The organism is Nitrospira calida (assembly GCF_976986435.1).
Genome location: NZ_OZ335950.1, coordinates 2,024,872 through 2,046,403, shown reverse-complemented (window position 1 = coordinate 2,046,403; position 21,532 = coordinate 2,024,872). Strand labels below are relative to the sequence as shown.

Annotated in this window: 18 protein-coding genes; all 18 read left to right on the top strand. The window is 55.1% G+C overall.

Annotation, left to right across the window (positions count from 1 at the left end; genetic code table 11):
* The first annotated feature begins 14 nt into the window (after positions 1 to 14).
* The 18 genes from ACWHTU_RS10090 (at position 15) to ACWHTU_RS10005 (ending at position 21,521) form a co-directional block, all read left to right on the top strand.
* On the top strand, positions 15 to 1,250 hold the full coding sequence (locus tag ACWHTU_RS10090; RefSeq protein WP_447859217.1) for a methyltransferase domain-containing protein: 1,236 nt from the start codon (positions 15 to 17) through the stop codon (positions 1,248 to 1,250).
* Positions 1,247 to 1,792, top strand: coding sequence for a dTDP-4-dehydrorhamnose 3,5-epimerase (gene rfbC / locus ACWHTU_RS10085; protein ID WP_447859216.1), 546 nt, complete (start codon positions 1,247 to 1,249; stop codon positions 1,790 to 1,792). Before ACWHTU_RS10090 ends, rfbC begins: the two co-directional genes overlap by 4 nt.
* Positions 1,792 to 3,096, top strand: coding sequence for a DUF4910 domain-containing protein (locus ACWHTU_RS10080; RefSeq protein WP_447859215.1), 1,305 nt, complete (start codon positions 1,792 to 1,794; stop codon positions 3,094 to 3,096). The genes rfbC and ACWHTU_RS10080 overlap by 1 nt, the downstream gene beginning before the upstream one ends.
* Before the next feature lie 44 nt (positions 3,097 to 3,140).
* On the top strand, positions 3,141 to 4,064 hold the full coding sequence (locus ACWHTU_RS10075) for a hypothetical protein (protein ID WP_447859214.1): 924 nt from the start codon (positions 3,141 to 3,143) through the stop codon (positions 4,062 to 4,064).
* An 11-nt stretch (positions 4,065 to 4,075) separates the two neighbouring features.
* Entirely contained in the window at positions 4,076 to 4,924 is an 849-nt protein-coding gene (locus tag ACWHTU_RS10070) for a nucleotidyltransferase family protein (protein WP_447859212.1), read from the top strand.
* 90 nt (positions 4,925 to 5,014) lie between these two features.
* Positions 5,015 to 5,953: an aminotransferase class IV gene (locus tag ACWHTU_RS10065; RefSeq protein WP_447859211.1), complete on the top strand. Its 939-nt coding sequence runs from the start codon at positions 5,015 to 5,017 to the stop codon at positions 5,951 to 5,953.
* A 49-nt stretch (positions 5,954 to 6,002) separates the two neighbouring features.
* The gene (locus ACWHTU_RS10060) at positions 6,003 to 6,695 is read left to right on the top strand and encodes a gluconate 2-dehydrogenase subunit 3 family protein (protein WP_447863343.1); all 693 of its coding nucleotides are present in this window, start codon (positions 6,003 to 6,005) and stop codon (positions 6,693 to 6,695) included.
* Positions 6,696 to 6,787: 92 nt separating this feature from the next.
* Complete coding sequence (locus tag ACWHTU_RS10055) at positions 6,788 to 8,317, top strand: GMC family oxidoreductase (protein WP_447859210.1); 1,530 nt, start codon at positions 6,788 to 6,790, stop codon at positions 8,315 to 8,317.
* Positions 8,318 to 9,568: 1,251 nt separating this feature from the next.
* A complete protein-coding gene (locus ACWHTU_RS10050) occupies positions 9,569 to 11,422 on the top strand; it encodes a carbamoyltransferase family protein (protein WP_447859209.1) in 1,854 nt (617 codons plus the stop codon).
* 8 nt (positions 11,423 to 11,430) lie between these two features.
* Positions 11,431 to 11,991: a hypothetical protein gene (locus ACWHTU_RS10045; protein WP_447859208.1), complete on the top strand. Its 561-nt coding sequence runs from the start codon at positions 11,431 to 11,433 to the stop codon at positions 11,989 to 11,991.
* A 32-nt stretch (positions 11,992 to 12,023) separates the two neighbouring features.
* Entirely contained in the window at positions 12,024 to 13,112 is a 1,089-nt protein-coding gene (locus tag ACWHTU_RS10040) for a hypothetical protein (protein WP_447859207.1), read from the top strand.
* A 14-nt stretch (positions 13,113 to 13,126) separates the two neighbouring features.
* A complete protein-coding gene (locus tag ACWHTU_RS10035; RefSeq protein ID WP_447859206.1) occupies positions 13,127 to 14,584 on the top strand; it encodes an SGNH/GDSL hydrolase family protein in 1,458 nt (485 codons plus the stop codon).
* 40 nt (positions 14,585 to 14,624) lie between these two features.
* Entirely contained in the window at positions 14,625 to 15,635 is a 1,011-nt protein-coding gene (locus ACWHTU_RS10030; RefSeq protein WP_447859205.1) for a glycosyltransferase family 2 protein, read from the top strand.
* A gap of 67 nt (positions 15,636 to 15,702) precedes the next feature.
* Positions 15,703 to 16,968 carry a glycosyltransferase family 4 protein gene (locus ACWHTU_RS10025; RefSeq protein WP_447859204.1) on the top strand — a complete coding sequence of 422 codons (1,266 nt, stop codon included), beginning with the start codon at positions 15,703 to 15,705 and terminating at the stop codon, positions 16,966 to 16,968.
* A 121-nt stretch (positions 16,969 to 17,089) separates the two neighbouring features.
* Complete coding sequence (locus tag ACWHTU_RS10020; RefSeq protein WP_447859203.1) at positions 17,090 to 18,178, top strand: glycosyltransferase; 1,089 nt, start codon at positions 17,090 to 17,092, stop codon at positions 18,176 to 18,178.
* Between the two features lie 33 nt (positions 18,179 to 18,211).
* On the top strand, positions 18,212 to 19,216 hold the full coding sequence (locus tag ACWHTU_RS10015; RefSeq protein ID WP_447859202.1) for a UDP-glucuronic acid decarboxylase family protein: 1,005 nt from the start codon (positions 18,212 to 18,214) through the stop codon (positions 19,214 to 19,216).
* 14 nt (positions 19,217 to 19,230) lie between these two features.
* A complete protein-coding gene (gene wecB, locus ACWHTU_RS10010; RefSeq protein ID WP_447859201.1) occupies positions 19,231 to 20,478 on the top strand; it encodes a non-hydrolyzing UDP-N-acetylglucosamine 2-epimerase in 1,248 nt (415 codons plus the stop codon).
* Between the two features lie 14 nt (positions 20,479 to 20,492).
* A complete protein-coding gene (locus ACWHTU_RS10005; RefSeq protein ID WP_447859200.1) occupies positions 20,493 to 21,521 on the top strand; it encodes a FemAB family XrtA/PEP-CTERM system-associated protein in 1,029 nt (342 codons plus the stop codon).
* Positions 21,522 to 21,532: the final 11 nt, after the last annotated feature.

The window sequence follows — 21,532 nt, the reverse complement described above, 5'->3', positions numbered from 1 at the left end:
GAAGGCAAAACACCATGACGCGGTCAAATTGTCGATTTTGCCTTTCGTCTTTGGAGCACACGTTTGTGGATCTCGGCTTGTCCCCGCTGGCGAATTCCTATGTGAAGTCGGACCAAGTCAACCATGCAGAAATGTTCTATCCACTTCATGTCTACGTCTGTGGCAAATGTCTGCTGGTACAACTGGAAGAGTGGTCCAGCCCGTCCGAGATCTTCACTGACTACGCGTACTTTTCATCGTTCTCTACGTCATGGCTCGACCATGCTCGCCGTTACGTCGAGATGGTTGTGGACCGGTTTCGCCTCAACAGCCGGCATCTAGTTGTGGAAGTAGCGAGTAACGACGGCTATTTGCTGCAATACTTTCAGCCCTATAACATCCCGGTCTTAGGCATTGATCCTGCGGTCAATGTGGCAGAGGCGGCCAAAGCGAAGGGCATTCCCACTCTCGTGGAGTTCTTCGGCGAACAAACCGCGCAGAAGTTAGCGAAAAAGGGTCGGAAGGCCGATTTACTGATCGGAAACAATGTGCTGGCTCATGTACCAAAGCTGAACGACTTTGTCAGGGGACTCAAGATCCTGCTCAACGATCGCGGCATTGTCTCAATGGAGTTCCCTCATCTGATGAGGCTTATGGAGGATAATCAGTTTGATACGATTTACCATGAGCACTTTTCTTATTTCTCTTTTATGGTTGTCGAGCGCCTCTTCAGCACTCACGGACTCACGATCTTCGACGTAGAGGAAATTCCCACTCACGGTGGGTCGTTGCGCATTTTCGCTCGTCATGCCGAGGATAGCTCCAACCCCGTAACTGATCGGGTCATGGAGCTTCGGACTCGCGAGATTCGCAAGGGATACCTCGCCTTAGATCACTACCTCACATTCGCCAACAAAGTGATCGATGTAAAAGCGAAGTTGCTCTCCTTCTTCGTGGAAGCGCGTCGTGCCGGTAAGACCGTCGTCGGCTATGGAGCACCTGCGAAGGGCAACACCTTGTTGAATTACTGCGGGATTCGTACCGACTTTTTGTCATACACCGTGGATCGCAGTCCCCACAAGCAAGGACATTTTCTGCCGGGAACTCGGATTCCGATCCGCTCGCCAGACGAGATCACCAAAACGAAGCCAGATTATCTCCTCATCCTGCCCTGGAACCTCAAAGAGGAGATCATGGGGCAAATGGCGCATATTCGCAACTGGGGTGGCCGTTTCGTAGTTCCCATCCCCGAAGTTCAGGTGTATTCGTGATCTTTACAGAAACCGCTCTTAAAGGCGCGTTCATTATCGATCCGGAGATCAAGGAGGACGAGCGCGGGTTCTTCGCGCGAACCTGGTGCCAGAAAGAGTTCGAGCTCCGTGGGCTCACCACACGGCTGGTTCAATGCAATGTGTCGTTCAACACGACCAAGGGAACCTTGCGAGGGATGCACTATCAAGTGGCCCCGCATGAGGAAGCCAAGCTGGTGCGGTGCACGATGGGTTCTATTTATGACGTGATTGTCGATCTGCGCCCTGAATCGGCCACGTACATGCAGTATATAGCAGTGATTCTCTCCGCGACGAACCGTCGTGCCCTGTACATTCCCGAACGATTCGCGCACGGATTTCAGACACTGGAAGACAATACGGAAGTCTTCTACCAGATGTCGGAGTTTTACGCTCCAGAATGCGCGAGAGGTTTCCGCTGGGACGATCCTGCATTTAGCATTCAATGGCCAGAAAACGTCAGGGTGATTTCACAAAAGGATCGGGCCTACCCGAACTTTATGAGAGACCCCATTCGCGCCTGATGGATTTTGTCGATCTCAAAAAAGTGCTTGACCATCCAGACCTTGGGCAGGCCATGCACCGATTGGTCGGCGAGTTGTTTCCTATTTGTCGAAGTATCACCGGGAACGGGCTTCGGGGAACTCTTCGCCTGATCAAGAATCGTATTCCCATGGAAATCCATGAAGTGCCGAGCGGAACACCGGTATTCGATTGGACCGTGCCACTCGAGTGGAATATTAGGGATGCATACATTGCAGATGAGCACGGGCGCCGCGTTGTGGATTTCAACCAATGCAACCTGCACGTGGTCGGTTACAGCCGACCTGTCAAAAAGAAAATGCGCCTCGCTGAACTTCGAGAACACCTCTTTACGATTCCTGAACACCCCGATTGGATTCCCTATCGAACATCCTATTACAATGGAAATTGGGGCTTCTGCCTGAGTCATCGTCAATATTTGGATTTGCCGGATGCCGAATATGACGTGTGTATCGACTCCACACTGGAACCAGGACACCTCACCTACGGCGAATGCTTCCTGCCCGGAGAAAGATCGGACGAAGTGCTGATTTCATGCCACGTCTGTCATCCCTCGTTGGGAAACGACAATTTGTCTGGCATTGCGGTCACCACATTTTTGGCCCAGGCACTGGCGCTAGTTTCGCGGCAATACTCCTATCGTTTCCTGTTCATTCCCGGCACGATCGGGTCCATCACGTGGTTGTCGCGGAATCAGGAGAATGTTCACCGAATCAAGCACGGGTTGGTTTTAACCGGAGTAGGGGATGCGGGCTCCATCACCTACAAACGAAGCCGTCAAGGGAACGCCGAAATCGACCGTGCGACGTCTCATGTGCTCCGCCACTCGGGAAGACCCCATCAGATCATCGACTTTTTCCCCTATGGATATGATGAGCGGCAATACTGCTCACCTGGATTCAATCTGCCGGTCGGTTGCCTCATGAGAACACCGCACGGGCAGTATCCCGAGTATCATACGTCAGCCGACAATCTGGACTTCGTGCATCCAGAGGCCTTGGAAGAGACGTTGCACACGTGCCTGAAGATTCTATGCGTATTGGAAAATAATCGGACTTGCCAGAGCACCAACCCGTACTGTGAGCCGCAACTTGGCAAGCGAGGCCTTTACCGAACCGTCGGCGGTCAGAAGGAAGGCGCTTTCCATGAGATGGCGTTGCTGTGGGTCTTGAACTTATCTGACGGACGGCACTCGTTGCTCGACATCGCGGAGCGAGCCGGAACCCCGTTTGAGGCGATTCATGCGGCGTCGCAGGCTCTCACGCATCACGGATTGCTACGATGACACAGGAGGCCGGGTAACCACACTTTTGCCCGAGGAGCGCGGTCATGAATAACACGGTCTATTTTGATGCTCCGGTGAACGACGACGACCGGAGACTGATGCTGTTCGATGGTCAATTGTTTGTGTATTCGCCGAGAAAGAGCACCCTGGCCTTCATTGAGTTTGCGCGAAATCTCATTGCCGAGGCCTTTGCTCCTCATGATCCGGAATATGCGCAATATCGCATGCCGGTGGAGCAATATGCGGAGATACTCGGAAAGTTGAAGCCCCACTTCATCCATCATCCGGAATCGAAGCAGCATTTAAAGGCTATTCTTGCCGACCTGGGCTGCGATCTGGGAAAAACCTACTTTGATGTGCCAAAAATGAGAAGTTCGACAAGCGACAACTATCTCACGACGGGCATCGCGTACGCCTGGCATCCGCACCGCGACACGTGGTACTCGGCTCCAATGTGTCAGATCAATTGGTGGATTCCGATCTATGACATTCGTTCCGACAATGCCATGGCGTTTCATCCTCGATATTGGAATCGGCCCGTTCAAAATAGTTCGAGCGGCTACAACTATTATCTCTGGAATCAGCAACATCGCGGCAGCCATGTGGCTCAATATCTCAAGGAAGATCCGCGGCCGCTTCCACGGGCCACTGAACCGATGGAGCTAGATCCCCAGCTCCGCTTGATCGTTCCGGCCGGCGGGATCATCCTGTTTTCTGCCGCCCAGATGCATTCCAGTGTACCCAACACGTCGGGCAAGACGCGGTTCAGCATCGACTTTCGGGTGGTCCATTTGGACGACGTGGCGTCGAAGCGGGGAGCGCCGCATACCGATGAACAATGCACGGGTACCACGATGAGAGACTATTTACGGGCAACCGATCTCTCTCACGTTCCGGATAACTTGATTGCGCTCTACGATGACGGCACCGCTGTGCAAGGGGAGGTTGTGTATCAGCCCAAGGATTGATCGACAACCGCATGCCAAATGCTCCATCCATACATCCCGGCGGCACAGAACAGAAAGCTGACGACGTGATCGGATTGGTGCCTGCAGCAGGGAAGGCAAAACGGATTGCGCCGTTGCCTTGCAGCAAAGAGCTTTATCCGATCGGCTTCGATCGGAGAGGCCTGGACGGAGAACCTCGTCCCAAAGTCGTCAGCGAATATCTGTTCGACAAGTTCAGGAGTGCGCAAATCAAGAAGGCGATTCTTGTCATCCGCGACGGGAAATGGGACATTCCGGCTTACTTCGGGGACGGCACGATCGTCGGCGTCGACTTGGCCTACGTGGTGATTGCAGAGTCCTGCGGACCTCCCGACTCGATCGATCGCGCGCATCCGTTCGTTGCGCAAAAGCGGATCGCCTTCGGGTTTCCTGACATTCTGTTTGGCCCCGATGACGTATTCGCTCGATTGTTGCAGCACCAAGCAAGCCGCGGATGCGACGTGGTCCTGGGCTTGTACCCAGCTCACGATACCCGCCTGATGGATATGATTGACGTCGACAAGCATGGCAGAGTTCGCGCCATCCTTCTCAAGCCGAGGGAAACCGATCTCAAGTATGCCTGGATTTGCGCCGTCTGGACTCCGATATTCACGGACTTTCTGCATAGCTTCCTGGCGTCCAAGGAAGCGAGGAGGAGCCTTGGGACGCTTGCGAGCAAGAACATCGATCCTCAGGGAGACTTGCCTGTAGGGGCAGTGCTGCAGGCGGCCGTCAGGCATGGATTACATGTCGCCGGAGTAGTTTTTGATCATGAGGCCTATGTCGATATAGGTACCCCCAAAGACTTAGCGAGAGCAGTGCTGAAATGGCGACAGCCGTGACCTCCACTCCCAGTGCCTTCCAAGCGTCCACGGCAGGCAATGACTGCTCTCAGAGTGGGCAGGACTGTCCGTGGCCATAAGGAGGACACAGTGATTCAGCTTCAGCGGCCCAAGTTCGTGTTCATGGGTGGGAAACTGATTTCATGGGACGAAGCTGTGCTACACGTCGGATGTGAGGCTGTTACCAGGGGGCTCAATGTATTCGAAGGAATAAAAGGATATTGGCAGCCTGATGGCCGATTCGCAATCGTCATGCTGCAACGTCACTATGATCGCTTGCTGCGATCGGCGCGTCTGTTGCACATCCCATGCCACTGGAATTTTGAGTCCTACCTAAATGCGATCGACAAGCTTATGAGCTCGCTCGCAGAACCGGATCAAGACATGTGGGCGAGAACCACACTCTATGTGACGGAAGGCCACTGGGGGGAGGGAACGGTTTCCGACCTCGTTGTGACGGCGTATCACCAAGCGAAACAGGTCCCGCAACCAGTACATCTAGGTGTGAGCACGTGGCGAAGGAGTACTGATGATTCGCTTCCTGCTCGGATCAAGACCAGCACCAATTATCAAGTAGGACGGTTAGCAAGAATTGAAGGACGCGCTTTGGGTTGTCAAGAAATGGTTCTCCTTAATCAATGGGGGAGAGTCGCCGAGGCGACAGGAGCGTGTATATTGATAGTTCGTGACGGTGTTGTTTACACACCTCCGCCGACGGAGGGGGCACTGGAGAGCATTACAGTCGACATCGTCGAGGCATTGGCAGAATCAATGGGAATCCCCTTTGTTCGCCGGCCCATCGACCGAACCGAACTCATTGTTGCGGACGAGATTGCCCTCGCAGGAACTCTCGCAGAATTGACTATTGTGAAAACGTTTCAAGGTCGTCCCTTGTCACCGGATTCGCCAATCTTTAGCGCCCTTCAAACGCGGTATTTCCAAGCGGTCCGCGGAATTGCTCCTCACCCATTCGTTGAATTGTCGGTTCTCCCTTCGCGTGCCGCTGCGATTCAGGCCGTGAAGGTTTGACTATTCATCTGAATGCGGGCCCTCTTCGGCTTATAGTGCTCTACCGGTGATGCATTTCGATTTCTGGTTGACACGACGGCAAGCCTTAAAATTCACGATCTGGTCATTTTGGGGCGTGTTAGTGCTTAAATCTTTTTTAGTGAAAGCAGAGAAGAAGCTTTCCTTAGAGCCTTCAAAGAAGCCGGAAATATGGGGACCGACAACTCAGGGCAACCTAACTGCGGTAAATTCCGTACTGACAGATATGGAAGTTTCTACACTTAGAGTTTTAGCAGATGGGATTATCCCTTCAAATAAGGAAGGTCCCGGAGCCACTCAGGCTGCGGTGGCTGATCGAATCGCCGAGTCACTGGCTCATAACCCTGCGTTACGGGTTGCATACCAAACTGGACTTTCAGAAATCGATCAACTTGCCCGCTCGCGCTATGGTTTTGGTGTCACCAGCTTGCGGATTGATCAACGACATCAATTGCTGTCATTTCTGGATGAGCTTCATCGGACGATGTTTCTGGAAACGGGCTCACTCGTCAGTCGAATCCGCGGAAAAGCCTACTATTGGTATTACGTCAAATGGGGAGGGCTTGGCTCGACGCTCGAATTTTGGAGGCAGCTGCAATCTGACGTACTAGCGCACTTCTATAGCAGTCCTGTCGCCTGGGCGTGGCTCGGATATGATGGGCCCCCTTTTCCGTTGGGGTACCTGAAGCCTCCTAGCTGCAACTTGTCAGAGAATCCGGCTTGATGGATGTTATGGTTCACGTCCACCTTCACGGTGATCCACTGGACGTTGTCGTCATCGGCTGCGGAGCCGGCGGATCGGTCGTAGCCAAGGAATTGGGCGAAGCTGGACTGTCCGTCATCGTGCTCGACGCTGGCCGGCGCTTCAATCCTGAACGGGACTATCGTTCGGATCGACCGGATTTCCCAGTTGGAGCGTGGCAGGTATTTGAGCCGGAAGATCCCCGCCGAGATCTGTATACCGCCGGACCGCAGGGATTTCGTTATATCCGCGTGAAGGGTATCGGCGGTACCACGGTGGTCAGTTGGGGGGTCTCACCGAGATTGCACGAATCCGACTTTCGCGTGCGAAGCGCGGACGGTGTGGCGGACGATTGGCCGATCACTTATGGGGAACTGGAACCGTTTTACACTCAGGTCGAATACGAACTGGGGATATCCGGTTCAGATGGCGACGAGCGAAATCCTTTTGATGCTCCAAGAAGTAAACCGTTTCCCACACCCCCTCATCCTATGACCAGAGCCGGAGAAATCATCGCCCGAGGAGCAAGAAAGCTTGGACTACACCCGTTCGTTCCAGCTCTAGCGATTCCTACGAAGAGCTGGGGTGGCCGACCTGCCTGTGTGGAAGCAGGCGTGTGCGGCTATGGATGTCGAATCTCCGCTAAGTCCAGTGCGGACGTCACGTATGTCCGCAAGGCTGAGGCCACGGGCAAAGTCACAATTCTGGAATCCTGCGTTGCGCGTGAAATCACGATCGACTCTTCAAACCGAGTGCGCAGCGTGGTGTTTTTTGACGGAGAGGGGCGTGAACACGAGGTCAGAGCTAGAGCTGTTGTGCTTGCAGCAAACGCCATCGAGACGCCGCGTCTCCTGCTGTTGAGCATTTCGCGTCTCTACCCGAAGGGGCTCGCTAATTCCAGCGGACTGGTCGGCAAGTACTTGACGGAGCACCTGGATGCGGGAGCACGGGCCAGATTTGCGTTGCCTCTGAAAAATTGGCAGGGCGTTCCCGTTTCAGCCATGATCCAGGACCACTACGAAACAAGAAAGGCGAATCCCTTCGCTCGGGGTTGGCTGCTTGAAGTAGCGACTGCGAACACATGGCCGATTGCCGTCGCGAAACGCGTCGGGGGTTGGGGAATAGCACACAAAGTGCGCGTCAAAGAATTGTTCGGGCATGTCGTAGAGGTGTACGCACAGGGAGAGCAATTGCCTGATATTCGAAACCAAGTTAGCCTTGACAGGACTACCAAAGATCATTTTGGCTTGCCGGTTCCACACATCGTCAGCGAACCCCGAGGAAACGATCTGAAAATGTTACCGGCCATGATGGACAGTATTCGCGAACTGTTGGAGGCTTCGGGTGCAGCCGAAATCCTGGACTCATGGTCTCACCAGCCAGGTGCGTCCATCCATTACATGGGGACCTGTCGGATGGGAAATGATCCGCGTTATTCCGTAACAGATCGATGGGGGCGAACGCACGATGTGCCGAATCTGTTTATTGCGGATAGCAGTGTGTTCGTGACGGGAGGGGCTGCGCATCCGACCTTAACCTTGATGGCGTTGGCAGCACGAACTGCGGCCTTCATGATCGAATGTTTCCGTCGGAGAGAGCTGTGAGAGGCGAGCAATCCGGACAATTAACGCTTTCTCCCGCGCTGTCGCTCTACCTGGACGTAATCCGGATCGGCCTCGCTCTCGGTGTGTTCGTGACCCATGCCGTGAAAATCCCCTTTGGGGGCCCGTTACCCCTGGAGGGATATATGGGCCAGGAATTCGTCGTTGGCTTTTTCGTCCTTTCTGGACTCTTGCTCCCTCTCGGCTGGTCAGCATGTCACGATGAAGAACTGGGCGTGCCGGAGATTTGCGAGGCTCATGAGCCTGGTGATTCCGGGAACATTTGTGGCTATCGCACTGCCGTATCTGCTGGCGGCATTAGGCCGAACGTTCCATCCTCCGGTGCCACCTCAAGCCTCCGATCTCGTTTGTAGTGCTGCGACCCTCACTTTCGCGAACAGGGTTTGGTTTTTACACTGTGAACCAGCCGCCAATCCACCCCTGTGGTTCATGGGATACATAGCCTGGTTCACCGCGTTTGTCGCTGCATGGCACTACCTGGACAGAAAGACCTCGATTGCGGTGCTGGTTCTGATAGCGGGACTTGCAGGGCCCTAGATTCTGCTGGCTCTCCCTCTGTTTGTGCTCGGAACAGCGCTGGGGGCGGTCCTCCGATGGTCCGTTCCTCGATGGACGGGTTGGTTGCTCTACGGGTTGAGCGTGGTCTTGGGAGGTGCCTGGTTGCTGTCGAGTTTTCCTCCCCTCTCTCTTGGAAATGCGCTCAACTGGAGGCTCACAGCCCTTGTGGGAGAAACGCATGCACGCAATCTTGGCTATATGCAGTATCTCCTCACGGATCTTGTGTTTGGTGGCGTCTTCGCGCTTCACCTCGCGGCGTGCGGGTGGCTGCTCAATGGGAAGGTCGTCAAACGCCCAGTTTATTGCGTCGCGAAGTGGTTGGCGGACCGGACCGGTAGTCTATATGTGCTACATGCACCGCTCCTTCTTGGAGTCCACACTCTCGTTACCGAAAAGCCGGGTTCGGGATGGATCATTGTTGGGCTAGTCGATGCGTCGATCCTCATAGGCTGCCTTATGCTTGGCGGATGGATGCAGAAGCTTGAGAGTGGACTCAGGTATGCTCTGATCCGTGCATGCGGTGGCACCGAAGCGTGTGCGCTTAACTCCGCTGGTGTTTTGAGGGACGTTGGGGGCAGGACTTAAAGGCATCTGTGATGCTTTCACCTCTTGGCGAGGCGTGGCCGGAATCGTGTAGATGCAGGCCAACCGACCCTGCTTATGGAGAAGAGGGACATGCCGACCTATGTGTTAGGGATCTCCTGTTTTTATCACGATGCAGCCGCTGCGCTTTTATGCGACGGCGAGATCGTTGCCGCGGCTCAGGAAGAGCGATTTACCCGCGTGAAACATGACTCTGGGTTTCCGTCCCACGCCGTGACGTACTGCTTGGAGGCTGCCGGAATCCGTGCATCTGACCTGCATTACGCGGTTTTTTATGAGAAACCCTATGCGAAGTTCGAGCGTTTGCTGGAAACGTATTTGCAGTTTGCACCGGAGGGGTTCCAATCTTTTCGGCGGTCGATTGGCCTCTGGGCAAGGCACCGGCTCAGGATCAGGGATGAGATTTTGGAAGGGCTTGGCGAGAACTTTCGCGGCGAACTCTGCTTTACCGATCATCACGAATCCCATGCGGCGAGCGCGTTTTTTCCGTCGCCGTTTGAAGAGGCCGCAGTCCTGACGTTAGATGCCGTCGGAGGGTGGGGGACCAGCTCGATCGGCGTGGGCCGTGGCCACCGGTTGACGTTGACGCACGAAATGCGCTTTCCGCATTCGCTCGGCATGTTGTACTCGGCCTTTACCTATTACACCGGCTTCAAAGTGAATTCCGGCGAATACAAGATGATGGGGCTGGCTCCGTACGGCAGGCCGATCTATGCCAAGCTAATCATGGACCACCTCCTGGAACTGCGTCAGGACGGCTCGTTGTGGCTCGATATGAGTTATTTCAATTATTGCCAGGGCCTCACGATGACCTCCGAGAAGTTCCATCGACTGTTTGGAGGTCCCCCGCGCCAACCCGAAAGTGATATCACCCAGAAAGAGATGGATATTGCCGCCTCGATCCAGGTGGTCTGCGAAGAAGTCGTGCTGCATGCTGCCAGGCATGCCTATCGATTGACCAATTCGCGCAACCTCGTGATGGCCGGAGGGGTAGCCTTAAATTGCGTGGCAAACGGACGGGTTCTGCGAGAAGGGCCTTTCCGAAATCTTTGGATTCAACCGGCCGCTGGCGACGCCGGCGGCGCGCTGGGAGCGGCATTGTTAGTGTGGCATCACTTGCTCGGGCAGGAACGCAAGGTAGGCCAGACCGATAGTCAAAAGGGTTCCTTGCTCGGCCCCTCCTTCACGAACGAGGAGATCGGCTTGTACCTGGACTCGGTCGGAGCCGTCTACGAGTATGTGCCCGATGAAGAGCAACTGCTCACGAGGGTTGCTGATCTGATCGCTCAAGAAAACGTCGTGGGATGGTTCCACGGTCGAATGGAATACGGGCCGCGGGCGCTGGGCAGCCGCAGCATTCTTGGCGATCCGCGGTCGCCGCGCATGCAACAGATCATGAATGTCAAGATTAAGTTCCGCGAATCGTTTCGGCCTTTCGCACCCAGTGTCCTGAAAGAGTGTGCGCACGAGATTTTCGAGCTGGAAGAAGGACAAGAAAGTCCCTACATGCTGCTGGTCGCCCCGATCAGAGAGAAATGGAGCAGGGAGCTGACTGAAGAGGATCGACGCCGCATGGAGGATCCGGATCTGCGTATTCGGGTCGCTGTGCCGAGGTCGACCCTGCCGGCCATCACGCATGTAGATTACTCCGCTCGGATTCAGACGGTCGATGCCGAGCGGCATGGGCGGTTTTATCGGCTGATGCGGCGCTTTTACGATCGGACCGGGTGTCCGGTCCTCATCAACACCAGCTTCAACATCCGCGGAGAACCGATCGTCTGTACGCCGGAAGACGCGTTTCGGTGTTTCATGGCGACCAACATGGATTGCCTAATTGTGGAGAATTTCATCCTGCTGAAGGCAAGCCAACCGCAGGGTTCGCTCGAGGACGCCGAGACCTATAAGGCTCAATACGCGCTGGATTGAGGTCCCTTATGCTGCTACCTTTGCATCCGCGTCGGGCCTGGCTCCAAAGCTTCTGGATCGTCATGTGTTCAATGATCGGGTTGCTTGCTGGAGGCTGCCTTGCCGCTCGATTGGGGACCCCGTGGATCGCGACCGGTGTGCTTGCCGGAGTACTGCTGAGCTACCTCGGGTTTCTGGTTCCGACCGTTGCGCGAGGTCCGTACCGCCTGTGGTTTCGAGTCACGGATCTTTATTTCCGTATTGTTCGGCTTGCCGTGAAGGCCGCCTGCTTTTTTCTGATCTTCGTGATTGTGGGGCGTCGCAAATCATCACTTCTTTTTGATCGGCCCACTGAGATGGCGTCAATATGGGGTCCACGCAACACCCTGCCGGACGCGAACTATCCGCACGAGTATGAGGGTGAGACCGGAGGGGCAAAGCCGCGCGCGTGGGTCTCGGTCTATCTGTCTTGGGCTCGCTCTACCGGGAACGGCTGGGCGATTGGGTTGCTGCCTTTCCTGCTTCTTCTGTCTCTGCTCGAGCCGGAACAGGAACGTGTCTTTCCTGCCGGCATCTACACCCTCTTTTAAGCCTTGTGTCTTCCGCGGAACGGTCAAAAGCCATGAGTCGAGACGGGCTAGTGCTGCTCGCATCAGGAATCGCGTTTGTCGTGCTTTCTCCTTTGTTGATGATCGGGCTTCCGTTTTGGCTGGCGATCGGGCTCATGCGATGGACTGCCAGGAAGATGGAACCTGCTGTTCAACGTTGGCAGGACATTTTTGAATTCGATCCGGTGCTCGGCTGGAAAGCCAAAGGCAATCTTGATTGCCATGTCCTCGAAGACCGTGACGATGTGTTCCATGTCGTGACGGATCGGTTCGGATGGGCAGGCAGAGCCACGATCGATGAAAGCGATGTGATCGTCGTCGGGGATTCTCATGCATGGGGGTACGGCGTCGATCATGGCAAGGCGTTCTTCAATCTAAACCCCGGCCTGCGGATCAAAACAATCGGTGCTCCCGGATACAACCTCGTACAGGAGCTCTTATTGCTGGAACAAGTGGCGCCTCAGCTTCAAGGGAAGCTTGTTGTGTGGTTCGTCTATATTGGCAACGACTTGTTCGATAATCTTACTCCGGAGATAGACGGCTATCGCACGCCTTTTGTGCGGCAGGTCCAGGGAGGTAGCCGATGGGACATCGTGACCCATCATCTCTCACCGACCAAGTGGACATGCAGCGACAACGTGAAATTGCGCCGTGTTTATGCCTTGCTTGCGGCTCTCCACAGCGAAACATCGTTTGCCAAGCGTGCTTATGACGCCTGTGAGTTTCTCTTGGGCCGAGGCAGCCGCCTCTGCCGAGAGGTAGGAGCGGAGCTTGTCGTGCTCTCCATTCCGGCTATTGTAACGATCAGCGAGTCCCATATGCGGGCCATGTGCGTGGCAAGGTCGTTTCATATGCCAGTAGACCGAGGCTTGCCAGACCGTAAGCTGAGCGATATGTGTGCCAGACTCGGGATTCGGTACGAATCTTTGACCTCACGCCTAGAGGTTCGTCATTACAAGGAACGCGACGATCACTGGACCGAAGAAGGACATCGCCAGGTGGCGGCGGTTCTTTGGAACTTGTACAGTCAATTTCGGACCGATGCTGGAACCACACGATCGACACATTCCGATGACCAACGGCTCGTTTCGGTCTCGCATTAAAAGGCAGACAGACGATGCAACGCAATATGGCCTCTCTATCCGATTCGCCAGGTAGGACCTTCGCCCAATCTTCCCTGAACTGGTCCGTCATTGTCGCGCTGTTTGCTCTGGAAGGTTCCTGCGGTCTCGCTTTGTTAGCCCTTTATAAAAAGGGCGAGCAAGGATTTTCTGCGTTCATTCAGACCAACGCGGGAGTGTCCTTTTTTCTCAGCCTCGCCATTTTCGCCATCTCGGCCGGATGGATAGGCCGTACCTACTTTCTCAGTTACAGAAACGCCTTGAGAGCCTTTCAACTCACGGTGGTGATGAACTTGGTCACCGTTTTCTCGGTCTTGGTATGCAGCGAGCTCGTGATTCGAGTTCTCGTAAAACGGACCCCACAAGGTGACACCATCAACGGTCTGCTTTTGCTGCCAAAGAATTGGGACCGGTTGCGGGACCACTACCTTGCCATATGGGAGAAAGCCTCCACGGATCAGCAACAAGGGCTTGCTTCAGATGTGAGCTACTGGGTGTACGATCGAGATCTTGGTTGGTCAATCGGACCTAGCCGCAGGAGCGCGAACGGACTGTATTTTTCCGATTCTCAGGGCTTGCGTGCCCCCCAAACCGGCAACAGCTTTTCTCTCTCTCAAGCTGCTTCCTGGATCGCCGTGTTAGGAGATTCATTTACATTCGGTGAAGAGGTGACGTACGAGGACACATGGGCAGCGCGGCTTGAGAAGCTCCTAGGAGGGAGCTTCGCCGTCGCAAACTTCGGCGTCGCGGGATACGGCGTCGATCAAGCATATCTTCGTTATCTACGGGATGTACGGCCGTGGCATCCCGCGATCGCTGTGTTGGGTTTCATCTCCGATGATCTGTATCGGTCGACGATGGTGTACCCGTTTTTGAATTACCCCGAATGGGAGAATCCGTTTTCAAAGCCACGTCTCCTTGCAACCGAAGAGGAACTGCGGTTACTTAATATTCCCACCATTCCACCCGATATGATCTTCGCCCAATCATCGATTGCTGATCTGCCGCACCTTCAACACGACAAGGGCTACACCCCGTTCGAATGGCAACGCGAATGGTATCACTCTTCTTATTTCGCACGGTTTCTACTGACCAGGTTTCCTCGGTGGATGCCCATAAATGCTAATGCCTCTGAAGAAGCGGTGTTCTCGCTCAATGAACGAATCTTGCGCTCATTCATTCACCAGGCGTCCCAGTCGGGCACGATTCCGGTGATTGTCTATTTCCCCACCAGCGGAGACTTTCGTCCTCGACGACCCAATCTCACCGGCAAGCGATTCCTCCAACGCACCGGCATCCCGTATGTCGATCCCAGCTCTTGCCTGTTACAGGTGCCCGAAGCGGAACGGTTCGAGCCTGGCGAGCATTATTCACCTCGCGCCAACGCCGCCGTGGCCGAGTGCCTGGCTCAGCACCTTCGTCATATTCTGCCCTCGCTTGAAAGGTCGCAATAGCGGGGCGAGGCTTTCCATTTGTCTCATTGAGGATTCTTTGATGAGCACAGCATTCCCAACAGTCAGCGTCCTTGTTCCGACTTACAACCGAGCTGGTTTCCTCAAACAGGCAATTGACAGTGTCCTGGCGCAGACATTCGGCGATTTCGAGTTAGTCATTTCTGACAATGCCTCGACAGACGATACCCAAGCGCTCGTCCAATCTTACTCGGATGCGCGCATCATCTATTCACGGAACCCTCGTAACATCGGCTGGCAAGCAAATATGAAACGCTGCCTGGCCCTGGCTCGAGGCGAATACGTGACCTTTCTCCCTGACGACGACCTCATGATGCCTGAAAACCTGGAACGCAAGGTCTGTATTCTCCGTCGCTATCCTTATGTCGGATTGGTGCATTCACGATTTCACATGATTGATGAAGAAGGCCAGATCATCAGGGATAGTACGAATTGGGGCCACGGACCGGAGCGAGACTTCGATGTCATCGAATCGGGTTATGCCGTGCTCAAGCGCATGCTGACCGGCTTTTGCGAAGTCAATTTGCCGACGGCTCTGTTCCGCAGGGATGTGCGCGATCGAGTCGGCGAATGGACGGATCAATTACATCACACCGATGATTACGAGTATTGGATGCGGATTGCCGTGTGTTATGACGTTGCCTATTTGGCCTCTCCGCTAATCAAGTGGCGATGGCACCAGGGCAGTCTGACAAGTCAGCATATAAAAGAAAGTGCCACTGGGGTAACAGCCGAAGGGCTCTGCGAACAGTTGTTGGCGAAACGGATGGTGCTCGAACGGTATTGGTATCGGATTCCCGAAGTCGCTGCGCTGAAACGAATGGTTCGCCAGGAAACCCGCAATCGAGTCGTTCTCCAAGCTGACGTTATGCTGGATAATGGAGTGTCTCGTCAAGAAGCGCGGGCGTTTCTGCTCAAGATGTGCCGCACATTTCCTGAGCTGTGTTTGTCGTTCAACGTGTGGAAAACGTTTCTGAAGACCGTCTTGAGCCCGCGCAGCGTGCAAATCTTGAAGGCCGTCTGCCGCCCATAATCCCCATACCAGCTTTTGTCGAGCCCAGCGAGCTGACAACGTCTGTCAACATAGGTTTTCCAACGCAATGAAGAAGACCTGGACGATAGCTTGGTGCCACAACGGCGACGCCGGAGGATCCAAACGGTTTGCGTTTGAAATGGTACGGGAACTTTCAAAGCGCGGCCATGTGATTGATGAGGTGATTCTTCGTGGTCCTGTAAACAACACGGACTATCTTCCGCTCAAACCCTTCGTCAGGACGTCCACAGAAGTGGTGCTTCATAGTCCCGATCTGTCGCGGCAGCGTCCCTATCTGCTGTATTCGTCCGCGTTACTAGCTTTTAGCGTTTGGAAGGTTCGTCACCAGCCTCGAGACATTCAGATTCTGGCAGGGCGAATCAACACATCGGATTATGACTTCGTACACATCGACCACTACCCTCACTGCCGGGCCACCAGCATTCTGCCGTATCTGGAACTTCCCTCTGTCTTGTACAGTCACGAGCCGTCGCCAGTTCGATACCTGAGTGTCAACGGTCAGATGGCCTTGCCAGGACCTTCCGGACTCAAGGGAGGCTACGCCCGTCTGTGTGAAGGTCTTCACCATTTGGCCAATTATGTGCAAGACCGCCACGATATTCGACTGACCAATTGTGCGCAAGCCGTTCTTATTAACTCGCAGTTCTCCAAAGAGGTCTTCTTTCAGCGATACGGCCGCCTTTCAACGGTGTGTCGGTACGGAGTCGATTATCACACCTTTCGCCCGCTGCCAGTGAGTGTGGAGCCTTTGGTGGTTTCGATTGGCCGACTCGTCACAGTCAAACAACACCACATCGCCATCGAAGCGGTGGGGATGATTGACCAGACGAGAAGGCCCCGCATGGTCATTGCGACGCCGGAGTCTGTAGATCATGTCAAAGACCGGCACTACAGCACCGCGATCGAGAAGCTGGCGAAAGACAAAGGGGTAGCCTTGGACGTTTGGTATCGGCCGAGCCAACACGACCTGGCCAAACTGTATAACCAAGCGATAGCCCTGATTTTTGTGCCGATCATGGAACCCTTCGGACTGGTCGCCATCGAGGCCATGGCTTGCGGCACACCGGTTGTTGGGGTGAATGAAGCAGGCATCCGAGAGTCCGTCGTCGAGGGGGTTAACGGGATGCTTGTTGATCGGGACCCCGGAGAAATCGCAAAGGCGATCGGGCGTCTCATGGACTCTCAGAACCTTCGTGCAGCCATGGGCAAACAGGCGGTCGAGTATGTTCGCCAACGGTGGACTTGGCAACAGGCGGCTGATCACTACGAAGAGGAGATCAGGAAGCTATTGGAAGGAGTCCGTGGCCTATGAGCGCCTGACAGCTCGACTGATTATTCGACGGTTTCAAATAGGGACACAGCACACGATGAACCATCCCGCATCTGCACATTCTCTTACGCTTCATCGTTGCGATCGGTTTGTCGCTCGGACGATGAACTGGCTGTACGACCACCTCCGGTTCGTACCGGATGTCCGTCAGTTGGTCCTGTGTGATTCACTCCAGAACCGTAATGAATTTCCCGAGCTGGAAGCCTGGTGTCTGAATCCACAGAGTTTGATTCGTCGGTTCTGGCGAAAAATGGCCGGCCCTCGACCCTATCTTCTGGATCTCCTTCGCGTGAAAGCCCGTCATCCCTGTGTGCTGCATTCTCACTTTGGCTACGTGGCAGCGGAAGATTTCGGCCTCCAGAAGGCATTGGGCATACCCTGGCTGGTGGGATTCTACGGCGCCGACGTGTATCAATTGGGCCTGCACCCTCAGTGGCAAGAGACCTACATGCGCCTGTTTGAACGCCTCTCTTTTGCGCTGGCTCTCGGCCCGGTCATGGCCGATCGCCTACAGAAAATGGGATGCCCCGCCGAGAAGGTAAAGGTTCACCCGCTCGGTGTCGATGTGGACAGCCTGCCGTTTCAGCCGCGCGTCCTCAAACCCGGCGATCCGTTGAAGCTCCTCTTCGCCGGGACGTTTCGCGAGAAGAAGGGGATTCAGTATGTCCTCGAGGGCGCAGCCTCCGCGCACCGTCGGGGCGTCAATCTTCATCTCAATTTGGTGGCCGGAGAAATGGGCAAAAGCGGAGAAGAAGAGACCCGTGACGCCGCCTTCGCCTTGATCAGACGACTGGGAATCGAACATTTGGTCACCTATTTTCCGCTTCTTCCTTTCCGAAAATTGCTGCGACTGGGTCTCAGCTGTCATCTTTTTCTTTCGCCCAGCGTGACCGCGGCCAATGGAGACTGCGAAGGGACTCCGTTTGTCCTGCAACAGATGATGGCCACAGGGATGCCGGCCGTCGCCACCGTGCATTCTGACATTCCGTTCATCTTTGGCGACTTGAAGTATCTGCTCGTGCCCGAACGAGATTCGAACGCCATTGCCGACCGGCTGCAATCTTACGCCGAGCACCCGGAACAGTTAGTCTCCGACGGGATCGCCATGCGAAACCGTATCCGCTTTACATTCGACGTCCGGCACTGCGCTTCGCAACTGGCCAGGATCTACCGGTCGTTGATGACATTTTGACAACAACTCTTCGAAGAGGGGAAGGAGGAGTTCATGCGCGTACTGATCACAGGTGGAGCGGGATTTCTCGGCAGTCACTTGTGCGATGCTTTGATCGAACGCGGCCACCAAGTCGTGTGTCTGGACAACTTCTGCACCGGCCGTCCTGACAACATCGCTCACTTGATGGGGCATGAACGCTTCAGTTTCATCAAATACAACGTGTGTGACTACTTGCACATCGACGGACCGCTGGATGCCATCATGCATTTCGCGTCACCGGCTAGCCCTCAAGATTATTTAGAAATGCCGATTGCTACACTCAAGGTCGGAGCCCTGGGAACCCATAAAACCCTGGGTCTGGCTAAAGCCAAAAATGCCCGCTTCTTGTTGGCCAGCACTTCCGAGGTCTACGGCGATCCTCTCGTTAATCCACAACCGGAAAGTTATTGGGGGAACGTCAATCCGATCAGCCCTCGGGGAGTGTATGACGAGGCCAAGCGGTTCGCGGAAGCCATGACCATGGCTTATCACCGTTATCACGGCCTTGACACGCGCATTGTCCGAATCTTCAACACCTACGGTCCACGAATGAGGCCGAACGACGGGCGCGTCGTCTCCAATTTCATTGTGCAGGCCCTTCAGGGCAAGCCGCTTACGGTCTTCGGTGACGGCACTCAAACCCGAAGTTTCTGCTATGTGGACGATTTAGTCCGCGGTATTCTTGCTTTGCTGATGGCCGACTCGGACAAATCCATCGAGCAGCGAACCGATCGGGCCGGCTTTCTGACCACGCCCAAGGAAAGCCCTCCGGAGAGCATCCACGATCCCATAAACCTCGGCAATCCAAGAGAGTTGACGGTCAACGGAATCGCCGAGCTCGTGGTGCAACTCGTTGGAACGAAGACGCCTATCGACTATCGGCCGCTGCCGGCCGATGACCCGCGTGTTCGGCGCCCGGATATCCGCCGGGCCAAGGCGTTGCTCGGCTGGGAACCGCGTGTCGATCTCGAGGATGGGCTCAGACGGACGATCGAATACTTCCGAAAAGTTCTGTGAAGGTAGGAGCCCGCATGAAGATTCTTTCCGTTGTCGGTGCCCGCCCGAATTTTATGAAAATTGCGCCCTTAATCCGCGAGATGCGGAAGCATCGGCACATTACGTCGCTGTTGGTCCACACGGGCCAGCATTATGATGTGCAAATGGCCGGTCAGTTTTTTCGTGATCTAGAAATCCCTGATCCTGACATTTGTCTGGACGTCGGATCGGGGTCACATGCCTATCAAACCGCTGAAGTCATGAAGCGGTTGGAACCGGTGATCGAGCGGGAACGACCGGATCTCATCGTCGTGGTCGGGGACGTCAATTCCACCATGGCGGCTGCACTGACGGCCGTGAAACTTTTGATTCCTGTCGCCCATATTGAAGCCGGTCTGCGCAGTTTCGACCGCACGATGCCGGAGGAGATCAATCGGGTGGTGACCGACGCCGTCGCCGATTTTCTGTTTGTCACGGAGGAGAGTGGGGTGCAGAATCTTCTCTCCGAGGGAGTGGACAAGAGCAAGATTTTTCTGGTCGGCAACGTGATGATCGATTCACTGGAAGCCAGCCGCCGACTGTGGAGTCGATCCAATATCCGCGTGAAGCTTGGATTGACAGGGCGTGATTACGGCGTGGTGACGCTGCACCGGCCTTCCAATGTCGACCATCCCGACACGCTTTGCCGCATTCTGGAAGCGCTCCAGAAGATCGGGCAATCTCTGCCGATCGTGTTTCCCATCCATCCTCGCACCAGAAAGACGCTCGAATGCTCTGGCGTGATCGGTTATGGCCTTCGTCTAGACGCGTTTCCTGTCACGGTCAACGCAGTCTACGGTCTCGACCCGTTAGGGTATCTGGACTTTATGGCGTTGGTGGCCGGAGCTCGACTTGTGCTGACGGATTCTGGTGGCATTCAGGAGGAAACGACCGCGCTCGGCATCCCCTGCCTGACCATTCGCGAGAACACGGAACGTCCGGTGACTGTGACTCATGGTACCAATCGGCTGGTCGGCACCTCTCCGGACAGCATCGTTGTAGAGGCCGAGAAGGCGTTGACACGCCCACAACCGAAGTCGTCACGACCTCCCTTGTGGGATGGACACGCCTCCAAACGGATTGTGTCGGTCTTGCTTCAGCATTTTGACGCGCGAGGCGGAAAAGCTACGGCTCCTGTTCAGTCCGCAAGTCTGCGCACGCCTCACGGTTTTGCTACCTCGGTCGATGCTTCCGAAGCTGGTGGCAGAATCGGACCACGTTTCCCCTCTTCCCCGGATCTATGACCCCTTCTTCGACTATGGAAATCGTGTGCTGCGGCCAGAGTCATCAGCCGTTGTGGGACGGTTACGTTCAGCAGTCGGCCGCAGCAACCATTGGCCATGTGTTTGCTTGGCAATCTGTGATCAGACAGACCTACGGCCATGAGGCGTTCTACCTTCTGGCCACTGACGGCAGCACCGCGAAAGGCATTTTCCCGCTGGTCTTGGTGAAAAGCTTTTTGGGAACCTCACTGACCTCAATGCCGTTCATGGATTACGGTGGTATCTGCGCCGATAATCAGGAGACCGCGCAGGCATTGCTCGATCATGCGATGCGCCTCATGCGCGAGCAGCAATGTCAGGTGCTGGAGATTCGGCAAGCGCTTCCCGTGATTCGAATAGGTATCTCGTGCGCGGACAAGGTGAGCATGTTGCTGGATCTCTCCAGCGGGATCGATAGGCTCTGGCGGTCGTTGCCCGCCAAGGTTCGCAATCAGGTGCGTAAAGCCGAAAAATCCGGCCTCACCACGACCACTGGCGGACTTGAGCTGCTCGACGAGTTCTACAACGTTTTTGCTGTGAACATGCGGGACCTCGGCTCGCCGGTTCATTCTCGGACCTTTTTCCGTCGAATAGGAACGGCGTTTGGCTCTCGGATGCGCGTGATTCTTGTCCGCCACGGGCAGAGCACTGTGGGCAGCGCGGTTTGTCTGTTTTTCAAGGACACGATGCTTGTCCCGTGGGCCTCCTCGCTAAGGGAACACTTTGCCAAGTGCCCGAACAATCTCCTGTATTGGGAAGCCATTCAACACGGATGCAAGCACGGTTACCGGACGTTCGATTTCGGCCGATCCTCCGTGGGTTCGGGAACATTCGAGTTCAAGAAACAGTGGGGCGCCCAGCCTCTGGCGTTGCCCTGGCAATTGCTGAGGCAGAACGGCGGATCTGGTTCGACGCTGTCAGTAAGCGACGGGAAATACCGCTTGTTTGCAGCAATCTGGCGCAGACTACCGGTGAGCGTCTCGAGAATCCTTGGACCGCGTATTCGCAAACACCTCACGAATTAGGCGCGACTGTC